Source organism: Streptomyces sp. NPDC000941, assembly GCF_053599555.1.
Genome location: NZ_JBSFMM010000204.1, coordinates 1 through 20,003 on the forward strand (window position 1 = coordinate 1; position 20,003 = coordinate 20,003).

General features: G+C 74.4%; 15 protein-coding genes and 1 riboswitch. Of the genes, 10 read left to right on the forward strand and 5 right to left on the reverse strand.

Annotated features, from left to right (window positions below; all coding sequences use genetic code 11):
- Positions 1–114: 114 nt before the first annotated feature.
- From ACWDSL_RS41855 to cobM, 7 genes are all read left to right on the forward strand, one after another.
- Positions 115–1,377: a cytochrome P450 family protein gene (locus tag ACWDSL_RS41855; protein ID WP_450493458.1), complete on the forward strand. Its 1,263-nt coding sequence runs from the start codon at positions 115–117 to the stop codon at positions 1,375–1,377.
- A 226-nt stretch (positions 1,378–1,603) separates the two neighbouring features.
- Positions 1,604–3,490 (forward strand): methylmalonyl-CoA mutase small subunit, encoded by a 1,887-nt coding sequence (gene mutA, locus ACWDSL_RS41860; RefSeq protein ID WP_450493460.1) that lies wholly within the window; start codon positions 1,604–1,606, stop codon positions 3,488–3,490.
- 53 nt (positions 3,491–3,543) lie between these two features.
- On the forward strand, positions 3,544–5,703 hold the full coding sequence (gene scpA / locus ACWDSL_RS41865) for a methylmalonyl-CoA mutase (protein ID WP_450493483.1): 2,160 nt from the start codon (positions 3,544–3,546) through the stop codon (positions 5,701–5,703).
- Between the two features lie 4 nt (positions 5,704–5,707).
- The gene (gene meaB, locus ACWDSL_RS41870) at positions 5,708–6,721 is read left to right on the forward strand and encodes a methylmalonyl Co-A mutase-associated GTPase MeaB (RefSeq protein ID WP_450493462.1); all 1,014 of its coding nucleotides are present in this window, start codon (positions 5,708–5,710) and stop codon (positions 6,719–6,721) included.
- Positions 6,714–7,454 (forward strand): (2Fe-2S)-binding protein, encoded by a 741-nt coding sequence (locus tag ACWDSL_RS41875; protein ID WP_450493464.1) that lies wholly within the window; start codon positions 6,714–6,716, stop codon positions 7,452–7,454. The genes meaB and ACWDSL_RS41875 overlap by 8 nt, the downstream gene beginning before the upstream one ends.
- Positions 7,455–7,564: 110 nt before the next feature.
- Positions 7,565–8,842, forward strand: coding sequence for a precorrin-6y C5,15-methyltransferase (decarboxylating) subunit CbiE (gene cbiE, locus ACWDSL_RS41880; protein WP_450493466.1), 1,278 nt, complete (start codon positions 7,565–7,567; stop codon positions 8,840–8,842).
- Positions 8,839–9,582, forward strand: a complete 744-nt coding sequence (gene cobM / locus ACWDSL_RS41885) for a precorrin-4 C(11)-methyltransferase (RefSeq protein WP_450493468.1) — start codon at positions 8,839–8,841, stop codon at positions 9,580–9,582. The genes cbiE and cobM overlap by 4 nt, the downstream gene beginning before the upstream one ends.
- Before the next feature lie 12 nt (positions 9,583–9,594).
- Here cobM and ACWDSL_RS41890 read toward each other — a convergent pair whose 3' ends face one another.
- Positions 9,595–10,755, reverse strand: coding sequence for a cobalt-precorrin-5B (C(1))-methyltransferase (locus ACWDSL_RS41890; protein WP_450493470.1), 1,161 nt, complete (start codon positions 10,753–10,755; stop codon positions 9,595–9,597).
- A gap of 113 nt (positions 10,756–10,868) precedes the next feature.
- Here ACWDSL_RS41890 and ACWDSL_RS41895 point away from each other — a divergent pair, with 113 nt between their 5' ends.
- Entirely contained in the window at positions 10,869–11,660 is a 792-nt protein-coding gene (locus ACWDSL_RS41895; RefSeq protein WP_450493472.1) for a cobalt-precorrin-6A reductase, read from the forward strand.
- A gap of 11 nt (positions 11,661–11,671) precedes the next feature.
- Here the strand turns inward: ACWDSL_RS41895 and ACWDSL_RS41900 are convergent, their stop codons facing one another.
- Genes ACWDSL_RS41900 through ACWDSL_RS41915 form a run of 4 tightly spaced genes read right to left on the reverse strand, consistent with a single transcriptional unit; the run spans position 11,672 to position 15,670 of the window.
- Entirely contained in the window at positions 11,672–13,168 is a 1,497-nt protein-coding gene (locus tag ACWDSL_RS41900) for a precorrin-2 C(20)-methyltransferase (protein ID WP_450493474.1), read from the reverse strand.
- Complete coding sequence (locus ACWDSL_RS41905; RefSeq protein WP_385611606.1) at positions 13,165–13,806, reverse strand: precorrin-8X methylmutase; 642 nt, start codon at positions 13,804–13,806, stop codon at positions 13,165–13,167. The genes ACWDSL_RS41900 and ACWDSL_RS41905 overlap by 4 nt, the downstream gene beginning before the upstream one ends.
- Complete coding sequence (locus tag ACWDSL_RS41910; RefSeq protein ID WP_450493476.1) at positions 13,803–14,408, reverse strand: hypothetical protein; 606 nt, start codon at positions 14,406–14,408, stop codon at positions 13,803–13,805. Before ACWDSL_RS41910 ends, ACWDSL_RS41905 begins: the two co-directional genes overlap by 4 nt.
- On the reverse strand, positions 14,402–15,670 hold the full coding sequence (locus tag ACWDSL_RS41915) for a hypothetical protein (RefSeq protein ID WP_450493478.1): 1,269 nt from the start codon (positions 15,668–15,670) through the stop codon (positions 14,402–14,404). The genes ACWDSL_RS41910 and ACWDSL_RS41915 overlap by 7 nt, the downstream gene beginning before the upstream one ends.
- Before the next feature lie 62 nt (positions 15,671–15,732).
- A riboswitch (cobalamin riboswitch) is annotated at positions 15,733–15,893 on the forward strand.
- A gap of 31 nt (positions 15,894–15,924) precedes the next feature.
- On the opposite strand from ACWDSL_RS41915, the gene cobN reads away from it, so the two are divergent.
- Positions 15,925–19,572 (forward strand): cobaltochelatase subunit CobN, encoded by a 3,648-nt coding sequence (gene cobN, locus ACWDSL_RS41920; RefSeq protein ID WP_450493479.1) that lies wholly within the window; start codon positions 15,925–15,927, stop codon positions 19,570–19,572.
- On the forward strand, positions 19,569–20,003 hold a 435-nt coding region (locus tag ACWDSL_RS41925), incomplete at its 3' end, for an NUDIX hydrolase (protein WP_450493481.1). The genes cobN and ACWDSL_RS41925, both read left to right, overlap by 4 nt.

Consider the following 20,003-nt stretch of genomic DNA (forward strand, 5'->3'; position numbering starts at 1 on the left):
GCGCCGCCTCTCGGCCACCATGCGTCACCCTGCCCGGGCCGAGCTCGAAGACCGGTCGAGAGACAGGCTCCGACCGACCGGGGCGTCACGGACCAGGCCCTAGAGTCGGGAGCCATGCAGAACTCCGCGAATACCGCGAACACCGCTGTTCCCGGCCCGCCAGAGTCGTTCGACACCCGTGCGCTGCTGGCGGATCCGCACGCCGCGTACGCCGAGTTGCGCGAGGCGGGCCCCGTCCACCGGATCCCGGGTCCGGACGGGCGGCCGGCCTGGCTGGTGACCCGCTACGACGATGTGCGACGGGCGCTCGCCGACCCCCGGCTGTCCCTGGACAAGGGCAACGCGCTGCCCGGCAACTTCCGCGGATTCGCCCTGCCGCCCGCCCTGGACGCCAATCTGCTCAACATGGACCCGCCGGACCACACCCGGGTGCGTCGCCTCGTGGCCAAGGCCTTCACCCCCGGGCGTGTCGAGCGGATGCGGGAGCCGGTCCGGCGCGCCGCGGACGAACTCCTCGACGCCGTCGAGCCGGTCGGCCGGGCCGATCTGATCGCCGCGTACGCAGGACCGCTGCCCATCACCGTCATCTGCGATCTGCTCGGCGTCCCCCAGCGCGACCGACTGGACTTCCGCGCCTGGAGCGACGCGCTCATCGCTCCCGACCCGGAGCGGCCGCAGCTGGCGAAGGAAGCGGTGGGCAACATGCTGCGCTTCTACACCGGTCTGATCGCGAGCAAGCGCGAGGAGCCCGGCGACGATCTGCTCTCCGACCTGATCGCGGTACGGGACGACGCGGGCGGCGGCACCGGCGAGGGCCGCACCGGCGAGGGCGGCGACCGGCTCACCGAGGACGAACTGACCTCGCTGGCCTTTCTGCTGCTGATGGCCGGGTACGAGAACGTGACCCACCTCATCGGCAACGCGGTGCTCTCTCTGCTCGACCACCCCGCGCTGCTGCGGGAGCTGCGCGAGCGGCCCGCCGGTATCGCGGCGGCGGTCGAGGAGTTCGCGCGCCACGACGGCCCGGCGCCGCTGGCGATCCGCCGCTTTCCGCTCGAGGACGTGGAGATCGGCGGCGTGACGGTCCCGGCGGGGGAGACCGTGCTGCTCTCCCTGGCCTCGGCCAACCGCGACCCCGGCCATTTCAAGGAACCGGACCGACTTGATCCGGATTTTGGCCGATCGGGACATCTTGCGTTCGGCCACGGAATCCACTATTGCCTTGGTGCCCCGCTGGCCCGGTTGGAGGCCGAAACGGCGCTGGCCGCCCTGTTGAGCCGCTTTCCGGGGCTGTATCTGGACATTCCGCGCACAGAGCTGCGCCGACGGCCGACGATTCGCGCACATGGCTTGATGTCGCTTCCCGTCGCGTGGTAGCGGGGGAAAGCGAACAAGCTTTTGATGCATAACTGCGCTTCGATGCGGTAAAAAGGTCCTGAGCCCGCCCGGTGTGCATCCCCCGTCGCACCGGGCGGGCCTTCGTCGTTCAGACGGCCTTCCTCGTTCCCGTCACAGGGCCGGACGGGTTGGAGATTCTGCTAGAGAGCAAGGTCACAGAGGGGGACACTGCTGTCGCTTTAGGTCCTCGCACTAGCCTCCTCCCATGACGGTCCTGCCTGACGACCTGCCGCTCGCCGCCGACTTCCCGGCGGCGACCCGAGACCAGTGGCACCACCTTGTCGAAGGGGTGCTGCGGAAATCCGGCACGGTGGATGCCGTCGGCGCGCAGGCCGCGGCGGCGCTCTCCACCGCGCTCGAGGACGGAATCTCCGTCCACCCCCTCTACACCGCACAGGACGCCCCCGCCGACCCCGGCTATCCCGGGTTCGCGCCCTTCGTACGCGGCAGCCGGGCGCAGGGCTCCACGGTGTCCGGCTGGGACGTACGCCAGCGCCACGCCCACTCCGACCCCGCGCACACCAACCGCGCGGTGCTCGCGGACCTGGAGAACGGGGCGGGCTCGGTGTGGCTGGCGGTCGGCGGCGCCGGGCTGCCCGTGGAGGCGCTGCCCGAAGCCCTCAAGGGGGTCTATCTCGACCTCGCCCCCGTCGTCCTGGACGCGGGCGCCGACTTCGACGCCGCCGCCCGCGCGCTGCTGCGGCTGTACGCCGACCGCCAGGTGCCGCCGCGCGCGGCCCTCGGCAACCTCGGCGCCGACCCGCTGGGCCTGGCGGCCCGCACCGGTGACCACACCGACCTCGCGGTCCACCTGTCCGCCGCCACCGAGCTCGCGGCGGTCTGCGACCGCGACCACCCGGGCGTACGGGCCTTCACCGTGGACGCCCTGCCGTACCACGAGGCCGGCGGATCCGCGGCGCAGGAGCTCGGCTGCTCGCTCGCCGCGGGCGTGGAGTACCTGCGCGCGCTGACCGACGCCGGGCCGCTGACGGCCGAAGCGGCCTGCGGCCAGCTGGAGTTCCGCTACGCGGCCACCGCCGACCAGTTCCTCACCATCTCCAAGCTGCGCGCCGCCAGGCGCCTGTGGGCGCGTGTGGCGCAGGTGTGCGGGGCGCCCACCGAGGCGGCGGCCCAGCGCCAGCACGTGGTGACCTCCCCGGTGATGATGACCCGCCGCGACCCCTGGGTGAACATGCTGCGCACCACGGTCGCGGCCCTGGCCGCCGGGGTGGGCGGGGCCGACGCCGTCACCGTGCTGCCCTTCGACTCCGCGATCGGCCTGCCCGACGACTTCACCCGCCGGATCGCCCGTAACACCTCCACGATCCTGCTGGAGGAGTCCCAGCTGGCGCGGGTGATCGACCCGGCCGGAGGCTCCTGGTACGTCGAGAGCCTGACCGACGACGTGGCGAACGCGGCCTGGGCGTTCTTCCAGGAGATCGAGCGCGCCGGGGGACTGGCGCAGGCCCTCGCCTCCGGGCTTGTGGAGCGGCGGCTGGCCGACACCTGGGAGCGCCGCGCCAAGGACCTCGCCCGCCGCAAGGAGCCGATCACCGGCGTCAGCGAGTTCCCGAACCTCGCGGAGCAGCCGGTGGAGCGCGAGCCGGCCCCCGTACCGCCCGGCGGCGGTCTGCCGCGGGTGCGCCGCGACGAGGCGTACGAGGCGCTGCGCGCCCGCTCCGACAAACACCTGGCGGCAGAGGGGACCCGGCCCCGGGTGTTCCTGGCCGCGCTCGGCCCCGCGGCCGCGCACACCGCGCGCGCCGCGTTCGCCGCCAATCTCTTCCAGGCGGGCGGCATCGAGGCGGTGCACGAACCCGCCACGGTCGACGCGGAGTCGGCCGCCGAGGCGTTCGCCGCCAGCGGCGCCCGCGTGGTCTGTCTGTGCTCGAGCGACACGGTGTACGAGCAGGAGGCGGTGGCCGTGGCGGAGCGGCTGAAGGCCGCCGGAGCGCTGCGCGTCTACCTGGCGGGCAGGCCCGGTGAGCGGCGCGAGGACTTGCAGCGGGCCGGGGTTGACGCGTTCGTATTCGCCGGCTGTGACGCGGTCGAGGTGCTGACCTCGGCCCTCGAGACGATGGGAGTGGCGTGACCGTGAGCGGGATTCCTGACTTCTCCACGGTCGACCTCGGGACACCGGAGGAGGTGTCCGGCGCGGTGGGTACCGCGGCGTGGACGGAGGCGCTGCAGAGCGCCACCGGCAAGGGTGTCGAGGACCTGGTGTGGGACACCCCCGAGGGCATCGGGGTCAAACCGCTGTACGGGCCCGAGGACCTGGCCGGCCTCGACTTCCTGGGCACCTACCCGGGCATCGCGCCGTATCTGCGCGGCCCGTACGCGACGATGTACGTCAACCAGCCCTGGACCATCCGCCAGTACGCGGGGTTCTCCACCGCCGAGGAATCCAACGCCTTCTACCGCCGCAACCTCGCCGCGGGCCAGAAGGGCCTGTCGGTCGCCTTCGACCTGCCCACCCACCGCGGCTACGACAGCGACCACCCCAGGGTCACCGGCGACGTCGGCATGGCGGGCGTGGCCATCGACTCCATCTACGACATGCGGCAGCTCTTCGACGGCATCCCGCTGGACCGGATGAGCGTGTCGATGACGATGAACGGCGCGGTGCTGCCCGTACTCGCGCTCTATATCGTGGCCGCCGAGGAACAGGGCGTGGCGCCCGACAAGCTGGCCGGGACCATCCAGAACGACATCCTCAAGGAGTTCATGGTCCGCAACACCTATATCTATCCGCCGCAGCCGTCGATGCGGATCATCTCCGACATCTTCGCCTTCACCTCGCAGCGGATGCCGCGCTACAACTCCATCTCCATCTCCGGCTACCACATCCAGGAAGCGGGCGCCACGGCCGACCTGGAGCTGGCGTACACCCTCGCCGACGGCGTGGAGTATCTGCGCGCCGGGCTCGACGCCGGGATGGACGTGGACGCCTTCGCGCCCCGGCTCTCGTTCTTCTGGGCGATCGGCATGAACTTCTTCATGGAGATCGCCAAGCTGCGGGCGGCCCGGCTGCTGTGGGCCAAGCTCGTCGGCCAGTTCGACCCCAAGAACCCCAAGTCGCTGTCGCTGCGCACCCATTCGCAGACCTCCGGCTGGTCGCTGACCGCCCAGGACGTGTTCAACAACGTGGCCCGCACCTGTGTGGAGGCCATGGCCGCCACCCAGGGCCACACCCAGTCGCTGCACACCAACGCCCTCGACGAGGCCCTTGCGCTGCCCACCGACTTCTCCGCGCGTATCGCCCGCAACACCCAGATCCTGCTCCAGCAGGAGTCCGGCACCTGCCGGGTGATCGACCCGTGGGGCGGCAGCGCGTACGTGGAGCGGCTGACCCACGACCTGGCCCGGCGCGCCTGGCAGCACATCCAGGAGGTCGAGGCCGCGGGCGGCATGGCCAAGGCCATCGACGCCGGCATCCCCAAGATGCGCGTCGAGGAGGCCGCGGCCCGCACCCAGGCGCGGATCGACTCCGGGCGGCAGCCGGTGATCGGCGTCAACAAGTATCGCGTCGACAGCGATGAGCAGATCGACGTCCTCAAGGTCGACAACTCCGCGGTCCGCGCCCAGCAGTTCGAGAAGCTGCGCCGACTGCGCGCCGAGCGCGACGAGGCCGCCTGCCAGGACGCGCTGCGCGCGCTCACCGCGGCCGCCGAGTCCGGCCCGGGCGCGGGCCTGGAGGGCAACCTCCTCGCGCTCGCCGTGAACGCGGCCCGCGCCAAGGCCACCGTCGGCGAGATCTCCGACGCGCTGGAGAAGGTGTACGGGCGCCACTCCGGTCAGATCCGTACGATCGCCGGTGTGTATCGAGACGAGGCCGGACCGTCCTCCGGTGTGGACCGGACCCGCGCGGTGGTCGAGGAATTCGAGCGCGCGGAGGGCCGCCGCCCGCGCATCCTGGTCGCCAAGATGGGCCAGGACGGGCATGACCGCGGCCAGAAGGTGATCGCCACCGCCTTCGCCGACCTGGGCTTCGACGTCGACGTCGGCCCGCTCTTCCAGACGCCCGAGGAGGTCGCGCGGCAGGCGGTCGAGGCCGATGTGCACATCGTCGGCGTCTCCTCGCTCGCGGCCGGCCACCTCACGCTGGTGCCCGCGCTGCGCGAGCAACTGGCCGAGGCGGGGCGGGAGGACATCACCATCGTGGTGGGCGGGGTCATCCCGCCGCAGGATGTGCAGACCCTGCACGAGGCGGGCGCCGCCGCCGTCTTCCTGCCCGGCACGGTCATCCCCGACGCCGCGTACGAGCTGGTGCAGACGCTGGCCGCGGACCTCGGCCACGAGCTGTAGGCCCATGCCTGCGAAAAAGCGACCGACTATCGACATCGACACCTATGCCAAGGGGGTGCTCGACGGCTCCCGTGCGTACATCGCCCGTGCGATCACGCTTGTCGAGTCCACCCGCCCCGACCACCGCGACCTCGCCCAGCGGCTGCTGATCGAACTGCTGCCGCATGCGGGCGGGGCGCGCCGGGTGGGCATCAGCGGTGTGCCCGGCGTGGGCAAGTCCACCTTCATCGACGCCCTGGGTTCGCTGCTCACCGGGCTCGGCCACAAGGTCGCGGTGCTCGCCGTCGACCCCTCCTCCAGCCGCACCGGCGGCTCCATCCTGGGCGACAAGACCCGGATGGAGCGGCTGGCGGTCGACCCGGCCGCCTTCGTCCGCCCCTCGCCCAGCGCGGGCACGCTGGGCGGGGTGGCCCGCGCCACCCGCGAGTCCATGGTGGTCATGGAGGCGGCGGGCTATGACGTGCTGCTGGTCGAGACGGTGGGCGTGGGTCAGTCGGAGACCGCCGTGGCGGGCATGGTCGACTCCTTTCTGCTGCTCTCCCTCGCCCGCACCGGCGACCAGCTCCAGGGCATCAAGAAGGGCGTGCTGGAGCTCGCGGACGTCGTCGCCATCAACAAGGCCGACGGCCCCCATGAGCGCGACGCCAAGGCCGCCGCCCGCGAACTCAGGGGCGCGCTAAGGCTGCTGCAGCCCGCGGACGCGCCCTGGAACCCCCCGGTGCTGACCTGCAGCGCCCGCGAGGGCACCGGCCTCGATGTGGTGTGGGAGCGTCTTGAGCAGCACCGCCGGGTGCTGGAGGCCACCGGCGCGCTGGACACCAAGCGGCGCGACCAGCAGGTCGACTGGACCTGGTCCATGGTCCGCGACCAGCTGCTGACCCGGCTGCGGGAACACCCCGGGGTGCGGCGGCTCGGCCCTGTACTGGAACAGCAGGTGCGCGACGGCACGCTGACGGCGACGCTGGCCGCCGACCAGCTGCTGGAGGCGTTCGGGACGCCGACCGACGCGGATGGGTGACCCGCCGCTGTCGGCCGGCCCTTCGGCGGCCGAGGCGGGGCCGTTCTTCGCGCTGCGCACCGACCCCGGCAATCCTCGAGATGAGGGTTACGCGCTGATCGGCGAGGCATACCGGCTGACGCCCGAGGGCGCCGCCGGGCCGCTGCTGCGCGGCCGCGTCGAGGCGGTGGCCGCGAGCCTGCGCACCGATGAGCCGAGGGTCGCGGCATCGCTCGTCTTCCAGGGGCTCGCCGCCCGGGTGTGGTCGCTCGCCCTCGGCCAGGCGGCCCTGACCGGTACGGTGTCGCGCCTCCGCTCCGACCGGCTGTGGTGGCACCCCGGGCGCGCCGCCCCCGACGACCTGTGGTGGCCGGGCGTGCCGTCGGTCATGGGCGAACCCGGAGGGCTCGCCGGTCAGGTGGGTGACGCGGCGTTCACCAATCTGCTGCCGCTGCACGCCGCCGTCACCCGGGCCTACCGGGTCTCGGGGCGGCTGCTGTGGGGGAACGCGGCCTCGGCGCTGGCCGGTTCGCTGCGTGTCCTGTACGACTGGTGCCAGGCGCACGGCCACCCCGAGGCGGCGGAGCGCGCCACCGACCTGGCCCGTGCCCAGCTCGCCCACCCGCCGCTGGGCGACGCCGGCACCCTGACCTCCCCGCCGCCCGCCTTCCGCCGCCGCACCTGCTGCCTCTACTACCGGGTGCCGGGCGGCGGCCTGTGCGGCGACTGCGTGCTGCGCCGCGCACCCGCCTAGGGGTTCCGCCGCAGGTCACAGTAGAGTTCCGGTCGTCGCCCCGCGCACGTCCCGCACACGCCTCGCGCACCCCTCGCGCACGTCCCGCACACCGAAAGGTCCGTAACGCCGTGAACCCCGCCCACCCCCCGGTCACCGTCGTAGGGCTGGGAGCGGACGGCTGGGACGGGCTGGCGGCGACGGGGTGCGAGGCGCTGCTGGCGGCCGAGGTGGTCATCGGCGGCCCGCGCCAGCTGAATCTGCTGCCCCCCGGCTGCACCGCCGAACGCGTGCCGTGGCCGTCGCCGCTGCGGCCCGCCGTACCAGGGCTGTTCGCGGCCTACGCCGGGCGGCGGGTGTCCGTGCTGGCGAGCGGCGACCCCATGTTCTTCGGTATCGGCCGCACCCTGGCCGAGGAGTTGGGCGCCGACCGGCTGCGGGTGCTGCCCCACCCGTCGTCGGTGTCCCACGCCTGCGCGCGGCTGGGCTGGCCGGTGGAGGAGACCGAGGTGGTCAGCCTCGTTGGACGGCCCATCGCCGCCCTGTCCCGCTCCCTGCACGCCCGGCGGCGGCTGCTCGTCCTCAGCGCGGGCGCCGCCACCCCCGCCGAGGTCGCCGCACTGCTGCGCGACCGCGGCTTCGGCCCCAGCCGGATGCGGGTCCTGGAACAGTTGGGCGGCGAGCGCGAACGGCACCTCGAAGGCACCGCCGACCACTGGTCGCACGCCCCCGGCGACCCCCTCAACGTCATCGCCGTCGAATGCGCCCCCGCCGCGGACACGCCGCGCCTGTCCGCCGTCCCCGGGCTGCCGGACCAGGCGTACGAGCACGACGGCCAGCTGACGAAGCGCCATGTGCGCGCCGCCACGCTCGCCGCGCTGGCCCCCGCCCCCGGAGAGCTGCTGTGGGACGTCGGCGGCGGTTCCGGTTCGATCGCCGTGGAGTGGATGCGTACGCACCGGAGTTGCGCCGCGGTGTCCGTCGAGCGGGACCCCGTACGGGCCGAGCGCATCGGCCGCAACGCCGCCGCACTCGGGGTGCCCGGGCTGCACGTCGTCACCGGCGCCGCCCCGGACGCGCTGACCGGACTGCCCACCCCCGACGCGGTGTTCATCGGCGGCGGTCTGACGGCGCCCGGCCTGCTGGCGGCCTGCTGGGCGGCGCTGCCCGAAGGCGGGCGGCTCGTGGCGAACACCGTGACGCTGGAGTCGGAGGCGCTGCTCGCCGGCTGGTACCGGCGGTACGGAGGGGAACTGGTCCGGATCGCGGTGGCACACGCAGCCCCGGTCGGCGGCTTCACCGGATGGCGGCAGGCGATGCCGGTCACCCAGTGGGCCGCGGTCAAAGCGCAGGCCGAACCCGCGGCCGGACACCTGGTGGCAGCCCCCGAAGGAGAGACCTCCCCATGACCGTGTACTTCATCGGCGCGGGCCCCGGCGCCGCCGACCTGATCACCGTGCGCGGCGCCCGCACCCTGGCCCGCTGCCGGGTGTGCCTGTACGCGGGCAGCCTGGTGCCGCGTGAACTCCTCGCCGAGTGTCCGCCGGACGCCCGCCTGGTCGACACCGCCCGGCTCAACCTCGATCAGATCACCGATGAGCTGGTCGGCGCCCACCGAGCGGGTGAGGACGTGGCCCGGCTGCACTCCGGCGACCCGTCGGTGTTCAGCGCCGTCGCCGAGCAGATGCGGCGGCTGGACGCGCACGGTGTGCCGTACGAGGTGATCCCCGGCGTCCCCGCGTTCGCCGCCGCCGCGGCCGCGCTGGGGCGCGAGCTGACCGTGCCGACCGTCGGCCAGACCGTCGTCCTCACCCGCGTCGCCCAACAGGCCACCCCGATGCCGGACGGCGAGGACCTCGCCACCCTCGGCCGCAGCCGGGCGCTGATCGTGCTGCACCTGGCCGCCCGGTACGTGGACCGGGTGGTGGCCGAACTCCTCCCGCACTACGGCGCCGACTGCCCCGCGGCGGTGGTCGCCCGGGCGAGCCGCCCCGACGAACTGGTGCTGCGCGGCACACTCGGCGATATCGCGGACCGGGTGAAGGAGGCGGGGGTGGTGCGTACCGCCGTCATCATGGTGGGCCGCACGCTGGCCGCGGAGCAGTTCCGCGACAGCCACCTGTACTCGGCGCGCCGCGAACGCCCTTGAGGCGGGGGCGCGTCAGGTCGTCGCGCCCCTTGGCCCCCGAGCCGCCGCACGGCCCACGATGGCGCCCGCGCGGTCGATGCAGATGACGTCCACGGCCACCGGCGCCCCACGCAGCACCCCGAGCGCCGTCTCCCGGGCCGCCACCGCGACCAGATCACCGAGCGGCACCCCGCGCGCCGCGCACAGCTGCACCGTCTCCAGGCCCGTGTTGGCCGCCGTCACCGCCGCCACCAGCTCCTCGTCCGCCCCGCCACGGCGGGCCAGCTCCGCAAGGAATCCCTTGTCCACCTGCGAGCGGGAGGAGTGCAGATCCAGATGTCCGGCGGCCAGTTTGGAGAGCTTGGCGAACCCCCCGGCGACGGTCAGCCGGTCCACCGGATGGCGACGCAGATACTTGAGCACCGCCCCCGCGAAGTCCCCCATGTCCAGCAGCGCGTCCTGCGGCAGCCCGTGCACGGCCACCGCGACCTTCTCCGAGGTCGCTCCCGTACAGCCCGCCACATGCCGGCGCCCCGCCGCACGCGCCACATCCACGCCGCGCCGGATGCTGTCGATCCACGCCGAGCAGGAGTACGGCACCACGATGCCCGTCGTCCCGAGGATCGACAGCCCGCCGAGGATGCCCAGGCGCGGATTCCAGGTGCTGCGGGCGATCTCCTCGCCGTGGTCCACCGCGATCTCGACCTCGGCGTCCCCGGTGCCACCGAGACGGGCCGCGACCGAGGCGATGTGATCGCGCATCATCTGCCGGGGTACGGGGTTGATGGCGGGCTCGCCGACCGCGAGCGGCAGTCCGGGACGGGTGACCGTACCGACGCCGGGCCCGGCCCGGAAGACCACACCGCTCCCGGGCGGCAGCAGCCGCACCGTGGCCCGCACCACCGCGCCATTCGTGACATCCGGGTCGTCGCCCGCGTCCTTCACCACCGCGGCCATCGCCCGGTCCGCCGTCAGCTCCTCGCCCGCGAGCGCGAACGCGGGCCGCTGCCCCTTCGGCAGTTCGATGGTCACCGGATCGGGGAACTCCGCGCCGAGCAGCGCGGTGTACGCGGCTGTGGTCGCCGCCGTCGCACACGCCCCGGTGGTCCAGCCGTGCCGCAACCCCGAACGCTCCAGCTGCGCACTGCGGCCCCCGGCCGGAGCGGTCCCGGCCTCCGAAGTCGGCTCAGCCACGGGAAGCGCCGCCTCTCGTCGCCGCGCGGTCGGCCACGGCCATGGCAGGGTTGACCGGGCGCGGCCGGCGGGCCGCGGACCGGCACGGCACCACGCACCACGGAAGGCACCCGATGACACCGAACCCGGCGGAGGCCGCCCCCGTAGCCCGGCCGCGCCGGCCCCGCCATGTGCTCATCCTGGGCGGCACCACCGAGGCGCGCCGACTGGCCGCCGAAGTGGCCGACACACCCGGGCTGCGCGTCACCAGCTCGCTGGCCGGGCGTGTCGCCGAGCCGCGGCTGCCGGCCGGGCAGGTGCGGATCGGCGGGTTCGGGGGCCCCGAGGGCCTGGCTCGCTGGCTGCGCGAGCAGCAGGTGGACGCGGTCATCGACGCCACCCATCCTTTCGCCGGCACGATCAGTTTCAACGCGGCCCGGGCGGCCGCCACGGCCCATGTTCCCCTGCTCGCCCTGCGCCGCCCCGGCTGGGTGCCCGGCCCGGGGGATCGATGGCACTGGGCCGGGTCGCTGGACGAGGCGGCCGGGCTGCTGCCCGCCCTGGGGCAGCGGATCTTCCTCACCACCGGGCGGATGGGCCTGGCCGCCTTCGCCCAACTCACCGAGCAGTGGTTCCTGGTCCGCTCCGTCGACGCGCCCGAGCCACCGGCCCCGCCGCACATGGAAGTGCTGCTGGACCGCGGTCCGTTCAGCGTGGCGGGGGAGGCGGAACTGCTCCGCCGCCACCGCATCGACGCCGTGGTCACCAAGGACAGCGGCGCCGGTGCCACCGCCGCCAAGCTCACCGCGGCGCGCGAGGCCGGGCTGCCGGTCGTCGTCGTCCGGCGCCCCGCGGCCCCGGACGGCGTGCCGGTCGTGCCCGACCCGGCGGCCGCCCTGGCCTGGCTGAGTGCCACCCTCGGCTGACCTGCTGACCGTCAGCGCTCCGGGTAGCGGCGTGGCGTCCAGACGATCTCGGTGCCGTCGCCACGCCGGGTCGTGCGGGTTTGGGAGGAGCCGATCAGCAGGATGGTGCGCATATCGACCTGGGCCGGGTCGAGATCGGCCAGCCTGACGATCCGTATCCGCTCCTCGGGGCCGCCCACGTCCCGGCCGAGCACGACGGGCGTGTCGGGCGCGCGGTGTTCGAGCAGCAGCTCGCGGGCCTTGCCGACCTGCCAGATGCGACTGCGCGAGCCGGGGTTGTACAGGGCGAGCACCAGGTCGGCCGCGGCCGCGGCGCGGAGGCGTTCGGCGATGACCTCCCAGGGCTTGAGCCGGTCGGACAGGGAGACCACCGCGTAGTCGTGGCCGAGCGGGGCGCCCGCGCGGGCGGCGGCCGCGTGGGCCGCCGTCATGCCAGGGACCACCCGGACCGGCACCTCGCGGTACGGGTCCTCGGCCGCCGCCTCCAGCACGGCCGTGGCCATGGCGAAAACGCCCGGGTCGCCCGAGGAGACGACGGCGACCCGCCGTCCGCGCCGGGCCAGGTCGAGCGCGAACTCGGCACGTTCGGCCTCCACCTTGTTGTCCGAAGCGTGCCGGCGCTGCCCCGGGCGCTTCGGCACCCGGTTCAGATAGGTGGTGTAGCCGACCAGATCCTCGGCGGCGGCCAACTCGCCCCGCGCCTCGGGGGTCAGCCACAGCGGGCCCGCCGGGCCGAGGCCCACCACCACGACCTCGCCGCGGCGCGCCGGAGCACGCGCGTCGATCCGGCTCGGCAGCACCGCCACCGAGAAGTAGGGCACCGACTCGGGGTCCACCTCGGCCAGTGGCGCGACGCGCTCCGCGCCCATCGTGGCCCGCTCCACGTACTGGGCCTCCGCCAGCCGGCCCGAGCGCTCCAGCGCCCGCCGCACCGCCGGGAAGGTGCGGCCGAGCTTCATCACGACGGCCGCGTCGGCCGTGGCCAGGCGGGCCGTCAGCTCCTCCTCCGGGAGTGTGCCGGGCAGGACGGTCAGCACCTCCTCGCCCTCGACCAGCGGCGCCCCGATCCGGGCGGCGGCCGCGCTCACGGAGGTGACGCCGGGGACGACCTCGGTGGGGTAGCGGTCGGCCAGGCGCTTGTGCATATGCATGTATGAGCCGTAGAAGAGCGGATCGCCCTCGGCGAGCACCGCGACCGTACGCCCCGCGTCCAGATGGGCGGCCAGCCGGGCCGCCGCGTCCGCGTAGAACTCCTCCATCGCGCCGCGGTAGCCGCCGGGGTGGTCGGTGGTCTCGGTGGTGACCGGATAGACCAGCCGCTCCTCGATGTGGTCGGGCCGCAGATGGCGCTCGGCGATGGAGCGCGCGATGCTCCGGCCGTGCCGGGCGCTGTGGTACGCGACGACATCGGCCTCGGCGATGACCTCCACGGCGCGTACGGTCATCAGCGAGGGGTCGCCGGGGCCAAGACCCACGCCGTAGAGCCGGCCCGTCTGCTGCTCGCTCACTCTTCCTCGCTCGCAATCGCGTTGACCGCGGCCGCGGCGATGGCGCTGCCGCCACGCCGGCCGCGCACCACCAGGTGGTCGAGCGCGGCCGGATGCCCGGCCAGCGCCTCCTTGGACTCGGCGGCGCCGATGAAGCCGACCGGTACGCCGATGACGGCCGCCGGGCGCGGCGCCCCCGCTTCGACCATCTCCAGCAGACGGAACAGCGCGGTGGGCGCGTTGCCGATGGCCACCACCGCGCCCTCCAGCCGGTCCCGCCACAGCTCCAGCGCGGCGGCGCTGCGTGTGGTGCCCATCCGGCGGGCCAGTTCGGGGACGGTGGGGTCGGACAGGGTGCACACCACGTCGTTGTCCGCGGGCAGCCGCTTGCGGGTCACGCCGCTGGCCACCATGTGCGCGTCGCAGAGCACGGGCGCGCCGGCGCGCAGCGCGGCGCGGGCGCGGGCGACCACCTGGGGGGTGTACGCGAGGTCCTGGACGAGGTCGACCATGCCGCAGGCGTGGATCATCCGCACCGCGACCTGGCTGACGTCGGCGGGCAGACCGCCCAGATCGGCCTCGGCGCGGATGGTGGCAAAGGAGGCGCGGTATATGGCCGCGCCGTCCTTCTCGTAGTCGAACACTGTGCCCTCGATCATGTCGTTCCACGGGCCGCCGCCACGGCGCCGGCCACTTGCTCTGCTGTTACGTCCACGCTCCGCGCGGACCCTGTGGCATCTCGTACGGCGACCCGGTAGCCGTCGCCCGTCGCCAGCACGTCGACCCACCGGCCCGGCCCGCCGGGGTGGCCGCAGCGCCGCTCGCAGCCGGAGAAGTACACGGGCAGCCGGCTTCGTGCCGGGCCCGGTCGGCCGCCGACGGACGCCTCGCCCGCCACCGCGCGCGCCGCCTCGGCACGCACATCGGCCAGGGACTTGGCGCAGCCGGGCCGTCCCGTACACGCGCCGACCCCGAACCAGGGGGAGTGCGGCGCGGTCACAAGACCGGCGTCGGCGAGCTCCCGCAGCGCGGCCTCGGCGTCGCCGGGGGAGAAGCCGGGCAGCACCACGCCGCGCCAGGGTGTCACACGCAACTCGCCCGAGCCGCCCCGGGCGGCGAGCTCGGCGAGCAGCCGCCACCGCGCGGCGGTGAGCCGCCCCAGCGGGACGGCGACCGACACCGCGCATCGCCCGTCCGGCCCGGCGACGAGTCCGACGGCGGGTGCGCCGGAGGCGGCGCTAGGGGGCGGGGCTGTCACCATGCCTTCCGGCGCCGGCGCCGCATCCGCCGCTTCGCGCCTCGCGGTTCGCTCCGGCTGGGTGATGTCCGGCGCGGCGGCCCGGGCGGGCGGCTGCCGGCTTCCCGAGCCCTGCGTGCCCGCGACGCCCGGCGCGTCTCGCTGCGTTGCCGGGGATCGGCCGTACGTGGCGCCGGCCACGACAGAGGGCTCGCTGCTGCCCTGTTCTCCCGCCGCGTCGGCCGCTGGTGTTCGCGCCTCGACGACCGGCGGGACAGGACCGAGGCGCGTGGCTCGGACCTCCGCTTCGGCGAGTCGCCGGGCCAACCGGTCCGCCGTAACGGCGTGTCGCGCCGACAGCTCGCGAACGCGCCAGGCCCGCGTGCCACTCGCGCGCACCGCGTCGAGAAACGCCGCGGCGGCCACGGCGGCCGCGCGCGGCACGTCCTCGGCGAGCACCCGGAACTCGACCCCCGCCGCCCCGCCGCCCCGCCGGGTGGAGGGTTCCAGGCCGTCGTCCTCGGGTCACCTGGTGGGCCGGGGTGGGCGTATGGCCGCGCGGGGTCCCGCGTGTCGCCACCGCCCTCCGTCCGGCGGTCCCGGCGTGTCGGGACGGTTGCCGCGCCGTGGGCGTCCGCCCCGCCGCGGCTGCCCGCCACGCGCGCCCCGGCAGGAGCCGGGCGCGCGTCCGGACCGGCCGGTTCGTGCCCCCCGGCGGAGCCGAGCCGCAGCACCGCCTCGCCGTCCGGCGCTGCGACCAATGTCACATCCGCGCCCAGCGCCGCCACATCGCCGCGCCCGTCGTCGAGCGCGAACAGGAACCGGCCGGACAGCCCGGCCAGTTCGGCCAATCCGGAACCCGCGGGCGCGCTGTCACACAGCAGCGCGTCCAGCTCCCGCGCCCACGCCGAGACATCCGCGTACCCCGCCCCGTCCAGCCCGGACAGCGGGGACGCCACGATGTTGCGCACCCGGTCGTGGCGGTCCGACGGGAGCAGCCCTGCCGTCCGCAGCCGGGCCGCGAGTCCGGCCCCGCACCCCGCGTCGAGGCCGCGCAGCTGCAGATTGCCCCGGGAGGTGAGGTCCAGCCGGCCGTCGCCCAACTCCTCGGCCGCGAGCGCCAGCACGAGCGCCTGACGTGCCGTCAGGCGCCCGGCGGGCAGCCGCACCCGGGCCAGTGCGCCGTCGTCCGCCGAGTGCAGGCGGAGCGCGCCGGGGCAGGCGTCGTCGCGACCGCGCACGGGGGTTTCGTCCCCTGGTGGGGCGGTTGTCGGGGGGAGGGGCATGGCGGCGAGCATACCGACGATTGCGTTCGGCTCACCGCCCCGCGGCAGGTCAGAAGCGCCTACTATGCTCACGGCGGGTCGGTCCCGGCCCGCCACAACAAAAGACGGCAAAAAGGGTAGGAAGCCGGTGGAAATCCGGCGCGGTCCCGCCACTGTGAGCGCGGCAGCCGGTATTGCGACGGCCGCGCGAGCCAGGAACTCCCGCCGTCTTCAACCCGCCCGGGGCGCGGACCCCGAGGAAGGCCTGCCGTCGCATGATCCTGCTGCTGTCGACGTCCGACACCGACCTGCTCAGTGCCCGCGCGGCACAGACTCCGGTGCCCTATCGGCTCGCCAACCCGGCCCGGCTCCCCCTGGACGAGCTGCCCGCGCTGCTCGACGGCGTCGAACTCGTCGTCGTACGGCTGCTCGGCGGGGTGCGCGCCTGGCAGGAAGGGCTCGACGCGCTGCTCGCCGGGGACCGCCCGGTCGTGGTCCTGACCGGCGAACAGGCCCCGGACGCCCAGCTCATGGAGGCATCCACGGTCCCGGTCGGGATCGCCGCCGAGGCCCACGCCTATCTCGCGCACGGCGGGCCCGGCAACCTCGGCCAGCTGGCCCGCTTCCTGTCCGACACCGTCCTGCTGACCGGCCACGGCTTCGAGCCGCCCGCACCCGCGCCCTCGTGGGGCGCACTGGAGCGCACCGCGCGCGAGGACGTCACCGGCCCGCGGATCGCCGTGCTCTACTACCGCGCCCACCATATGAGCGGCAACACCGCCTTCGTGGAGGCGCTGTGCCAGGCCGTCGAGGACACCGGGGGCCGCGCGCTGCCGCTGTACGTCGCCTCGCTGCGCGCGCCCGAGCCCGAGTTGCTGGAAGCCCTCGCCGAGGCCGACGCGGTGGTGACCACCGTGCTCGCCGCGGGCGGCACCCGGCCCGCCGAGGCCTCGGCCGGCGGCGACGACGAGGCGTGGGACGCGGGCGCGCTGGCCGGGCTGGACGTCCCGGTGCTCCAGGCGCTGTGCCTGACCGGCCCGCGCGCCGCGTGGCAGGAGAACGACGAGGGCCTTTCGCCGCTGGACGCGGCGACCCAGGTCGCCGTCCCGGAGTTCGACGGGCGGCTGATCACCGTGCCGTTCTCCTTCAAGGAGACCGACGAGGACGGCCTGCCCGTCTATGTCGCCGACCCCGAGCGCGCCGCGCGTGTCGCGGGAATCGCCGTACGACACGCCCGGCTGCGCCACATACCGGCGGCCGACAAGCGCCTCGCGCTCGTGCTGTCCGCCTACCCCACCAAGCACTCCCGCATCGGCAACGCCGTCGGCCTGGACACGCCCGCCAGCGCCGTCGCCCTGCTGCGCCGGCTGCGCGCGGACGGCTTCGACCTCGGCCCCGAGGAGGGGCCCAAGGCGCTTCCCGGCCTCGCCTCCGGCGACGGCGACGAGCTGATCTACGCCCTGATCGAGGCGGGCGGCCACGACCAGGACTGGCTCACCGAGGAGCAGCTGGCCCGCAACCCGGTCCGGATCCCCGCCGCCGACTACCGCCGCTGGTACGGCCGGCTGCCGCAGGAGCTGCGCGAGGCGGTGGAGGGGCACTGGGGGCCGCCGCCGGGCGAGATGTTCGTCGACACGAGCCGCGACCCTGAGGGCGAGATCGTGCTGGCCGCGCTGCGCCGGGGCAATCTGCTCGTCGTCATCCAGCCGCCGCGCGGCTTCGGCGAGAACCCGATCGCCATCTACCACGACCCCGATCTGCCGCCCTCGCACCACTACCTGGCCGCCTACCGCTGGATCGCCACCGCTCAGGCCGACGGCGGGTTCGGCGCCGACGCCATGGTGCACCTGGGCAAGCACGGCAACCTGGAGTGGCTGCCCGGCAAGAACGCGGGCCTGTCCGCCGCCTGCGGCCCCGACGCCGCGCTGGGCGACCTGCCGCTGATCTACCCGTTCCTGGTCAACGACCCGGGGGAGGGCACACAGGCCAAGCGCCGCGCCCACGCCACCCTCGTCGACCACCTTGTGCCGCCCATGGCCCGTGCCGACTCCTACGGCGACATCGCGCGCCTGGAGCAGCTGCTGGACGAGTACGCCGCCATCTCCGCGATGGACCCGGCCAAACTCCCCGCCATCCGCGCCCAGATCTGGACCCTCATCCAGGCCGCCAGGCTCGACCACGACCTCGGCCTGGAGGACCGGCCGGACGACAATGGCTTCGACGACTTCCTGCTGCATGTGGACGGCTGGCTGTGCGAGGTCAAGGACGCCCAGATCCGCGACGGCCTGCATGTTCTCGGCAGCGCCCCCTCCGGCCCCCAGCGGGTCAACCTCGTCCTGGCCATTCTGCGCGCCCGGCAGATCTGGGGCGGCTCCACCGCGCTCCCCGGGCTGCGCGAGGCACTCGGCCTCGACGAGTCGGCCGCCACCCGCACGGGCGCGGACGAGGCGGAGGACCGAGCCCGCGCCCTCGTCCAGGCGATGGAGGACGCCGACTGGGCCCCGGAGGCCGTGGAGAAGGTGTGCCTGGGGCTGCCCGAGGAGCAGCACGACGCGGTGACCGCGATCCTCGACTTCGCCGCCCGCGAGGTCGTGCCGCGGCTGGCCGCCACCACCGACGAGATCGATCACGCCGTGCACGCCCTGAGCGGCGGCTTCGTGCCCGCGGGCCCCTCCGGTTCACCGCTGCGCGGCCTGGTCAACGTCCTGCCGACCGGCCGTAACTTCTACTCCGTCGACCCCAAGGCCGTGCCCAGCCGGCTGGCCTGGGAGACCGGCCAGGCGCTCGCCGACTCGCTGCTGGAGCGCTACCGCCGCGACAACGACGGCGCCTGGCCGCGCTCCGTCGGCCTGTCGCTGTGGGGCACCAGCGCGATGCGCACCTCGGGCGACGACGTGGCCGAGGCGCTCGCACTGCTGGGCGTCCGCCCGGTGTGGGACGACGCCTCGCGGCGAGTAACGGGACTCGAACCCGCGACACTTGAGCAGCTGGGCCGCCCCAGGGTCGATGTCACTCTACGCATCAGCGGCTTCTTCCGCGATGCGTTCCCGCATGTCGTGGCCCTGCTCGACGACGCGGTACGGCTCGCCGCCTCCCTCGACGAGCCCGAGGACGACAACTACATCCGGGCCCACGCCCAGGCCGACCTCGCCGAGCACGGCGACGAACGCCGCGCCACCACCCGTATCTTCGGCTCCCGCCCCGGCACCTACGGTGCGGGTCTGCTCCAGCTCATCGACAGCCGCGACTGGCGCACCGACGCCGACCTGGCGGAGGTCTACACGGTCTGGGGCGGCTACGCGTACGGCCGCGGCCTGGAAGGCCGGCCGGCCCGCGCCGAGATGGAGAGCGCCTACCGGCGGATCGCGGTCGCGGCCAAGAACACCGACACCCGCGAACACGACATCGCCGACTCGGACGACTACTTCCAGTACCACGGCGGCATGGTCGCCACCGTGCGCGCCCTCAAGGGCACCGCCCCGGCCGCGTACATCGGCGACTCCACCCGCCCCGAGACGGTCCGCACCCGCACCCTGCACGAGGAGACCTCCCGGGTCTTCCGCGCACGCGTGGTCAACCCGCGCTGGATCGAGGCGATGCGCCGCCACGGCTACAAGGGCGCCTTCGAACTCGCCGCGACCGTCGACTACCTCTTCGGCTACGACGCCACCACGGGCGTGGTCGCCGACTGGATGTACGACAAACTGGCCCAGAGCTATCTCCTCGACCCCGAGAACCGCTCCTTCCTCCAAGAGGCCAACCCCTGGGCGCTGCACGGCATGGCCGAGCGGCTGCTGGAGGCGGAGAGCCGCGGTCTGTGGGAGCACCCGGACCCCGAGGTCCTGGCGGCGGTGCGGGAGCTGTACCTGGAGACCGAAGGTGGCCTGGAGGGCGGGGCGGGCGGGGAGGACGAGGCCGAATGACCGACTCGGGGAGTGGGACAGCGCCGCTGGAGTCGGTGGGCTGGGTCTGCGTACGCGACGGGCAGCTGCTGGCGGTGCGCACCCGCGGGCGCGACGCGTTCTATCTGCCCGGCGGCAAGCTCGAACCGGGGGAGGACGGACCGCAGGCCCTGGCCCGTGAGCTCGCCGAGGAGCTCGGCCTGACCGCCGCGCCCGCGGCCCTGGCCGCGCGTGAGCCCTTCGTCATCGAGGACGAGGCGCACGGCCAGGGCGGCCGACGGCTGCGGATGACCTGCTATACGGGCGCGGCGCAGGGCGAGCCGGCCCCGGGCCGGGAAATCGCCGAGCTGGCCTGGCTCACGGCGGACGGGGCCGAGCGCTGCGCCCCCGCGCTGCGTCAGGTGCTGCACCGGCTGGTCGCCGAGGGCCGCGTCACGCGCCGCGGACGCGGC